This window comes from Streptomyces glomeratus (assembly GCF_021462825.1).
GTDB classification, from domain to species: Bacteria; Actinomycetota; Actinomycetes; order Streptomycetales; family Streptomycetaceae; genus Streptomyces; species Streptomyces glomeratus.
Map to the genome: position 1 here is coordinate 1 of NZ_JAKEEB010000088.1, position 2,480 is coordinate 2,480.

The 2,480-nt window shown below is 72.4% G+C and carries 2 protein-coding genes; both read left to right on the forward strand.

All coding sequences use genetic code 11. The features are described from left to right. Positions 1 to 172 precede the first annotated feature (172 nt). Positions 173 to 1,570 (forward strand): maltokinase N-terminal cap-like domain-containing protein, encoded by a 1,398-nt coding sequence (locus tag LZ604_RS35400; protein WP_234520334.1) that lies wholly within the window; start codon positions 173 to 175, stop codon positions 1,568 to 1,570. A 41-nt stretch (positions 1,571 to 1,611) separates the two neighbouring features. Beyond that, positions 1,612 to 2,480: GlgB N-terminal domain-containing protein (locus LZ604_RS35405; protein ID WP_443732475.1), on the forward strand; the 869-nt coding region annotated here is incomplete at its 3' end.

The following is a 2,480-nucleotide window of genomic DNA, read 5'->3' on the forward strand; positions in this document are numbered from 1 at the left end:
GCTTCCCCGCCATCGGCGAACTCCCCTACCTGCTCACCCTCGCAGGCCACGGCTTCTACTGGTTCCGGCTCCGCAAGAACGTCCCTCAGGCCACCAAGGTGAATCTCGTCGTGGCCGGTTGACTCAAGGCCGCTGCTCCCTCGGCCGCCCCGGACGGAAAGGACGCGACGCGATGCCCAAGACCCAGACCGCAACCCTCCGCCCGGACAGCCTCGGCCCCGCCGCGCTCCTGCCCTCGCTGTCCGGTCTGCTGCGCACCTGGCTGCCGCGTCAGCGCTGGTTCGCCGGCAAGGGACGTCCCGTCACGGACCTGGCGCTGCTGTCGGTGACGGAGCTGCACCCCGACTGCCTGCATCTGCTGATCCGCGCCGAATACCCCGAGCTGTCGGCGAGCAGCACACCGGGCGCGACTCCGGTCCGCGACTGCTACCAACTGATCCTCGGCTTCGGTGACTTCGTGACCCACCGGCATTCCCCGGCCGTGCTCGGACACGTCAGCGAGGGCCCGTTGACCGGGCTGCTCGTGTACGACGCCCTCCATGACCCGCGCTCGGCGTCCCTGCTCCTGGAACGGCTGCGCACACGGGGCAGCGCGGGAGCCCTGCGCTTCGAACGCGACGGAAGAGTGACGATCCCCGCCGGCCTCGCCCCGCGTCTCCTCGAAGCGGAGCAGTCCAACTCCTCCCTGGTCTACGGGGATGCCTACATCCTGAAACTGTTCCGCCGTGTGCGGCCCGGCATCAACCCGGACCTGGAAGTGCCCTGGGCCCTGGCCCGGCAGGGCTGCACCCGCGTCCTCGCCCCGGTGGCCTGGTTCCGCACGTCCAGCCCGTGGGCCGCGACCCTCGGCGTGCTCCAGCCGTTCCTGCACGGCGCCGACGACGGATGGACGCAGGCGCTGGCCGCACTCGCGGCCGGCCGGGAGTTCACCGAGGAGGCCTACGAGATGGGACAGGCCACGGCCGAGGTGCACCTGGCCCTCGCAGCCGCGTTCCCCGTCGAGTCCCAGGGGCCGCCCCACAGCGAGCGGCTCGCCGGCGGCATGGCGGACCGGCTGAGAGACGCCCTGCACGCCGTACCGGAACTGCTGCCCTACGCGTCCGGACTGTGGTCCGCGTTCACCGAGCCGGCGGCCCTCGACTCAGCCCGGCCCGCGCAGCGCATCCACGGCGATCTGCACCTGGGCCAGGTGCTGCGGGCCGAACGGCAGTGGCACGTGATCGACTTCGAGGGTGAGCCGGCCCGCCCGCTGCCCGAACGGCGCCGCGTCCAGTCCCCGGTGCGCGATGTGGCGGGCATGCTCCGCTCCTTCGACTACGCCGCCCACGCCCGCCGGCCCTGGCGCCCGGAGTGGGCGCTGCGGTGCCGGGAGGCCTACTGCGCGGGCTACGCCGCCGAGGCCGGCTGGGATCCCCGCTCCGAACCGGAGCTGCTGCGTGCCTACGAGACCGACCGCGCGGTGTACGAGGTGCTGTACGAGGCCCGGCACCGCCCCGACTGGCTGCCCGTACCGATGGCGGCGATCGCGCGCCTCGCCGAACGCCCCGCTCTGAGGAGGCTGACACCGTGACCGTCCCCACCGCACCCGAACCGCCGCTCTGCTCCCCACAGCTGGGCACGCCGAGTGCCGCACCGGCGGAGCCCGGCGACCGGGAGCGGCTGCTGGCGGGCGCGCACCACGATCCGCACGCGGTGCTCGGCGCCCATCCGGTGCCCGGCGGAGTCGCGTTCCGTGTCCTGAAGCCCTGCGCACTCTCGGTCACCGTCGTCATGGACGGCGCCTGGGCCGAGCTGCACGACGATGGCGAGGGGTTCTTCTCGGCCCTGCTGCCGCTGCGGGAGGTAGCGGCGTACCGGCTCCTCGTGGCCTACGAGGAGTCCGTGCTGGAGACCGACGATCCCTACCGCTTCCTGCCCGCCCTCGGCGAGCTGGACCTGCACCTCATCGGCGAGGGACGCCACGAGCAGCTGTGGAGGGTCCTCGGGGCCCATCCGATCACCCACCAAGGCGTGACCGGAACCCGCTTCACGGTGTGGGCACCGAACGCCCGAGGGGTCAGGGTCTGCGGGGACTTCTGCCACTGGGACGGCCGTGCCCACCCGATGCGCTCGCTCGGCTCGTCCGGGGTGTGGGAGCTGTTCGTGCCCGGGATCGGCTCCGGAACGCTGTACAAGTTCGACATCACACGGCCCGACGGCACCCGCACCGTGCGCGCGGACCCCATGGCCCGCCGCACGGAGGTGCCGCCTGCGACCGCGTCGGTCGTCACCGAGTCGGCGTACCTGTGGGACGACCGGGAATGGATGGCCCGCCGTGCGGACACTCCCGTCCACGAGGCGCCGTTCTCGGTGTACGAGGTGCATCTGCCGTCCTGGCGGCCGGGGCTGACGTACCGGCAGCTAGCCGAACAGCTGCCCGCGTATGTGAAGGACCTGGGCTTCACCCATGTCGAGCTGATGCCGGTCGCCGAGCACCCCTT

What these genes read in the sequence shown, in the direction of transcription:
- LZ604_RS35400 (WP_234520334.1), top strand. Translation starts at nt 173, where the DNA reads ATGCCCAAGACCCAGACCGCAACCCTCCGCCCGGACAGCCTCGGCCCC.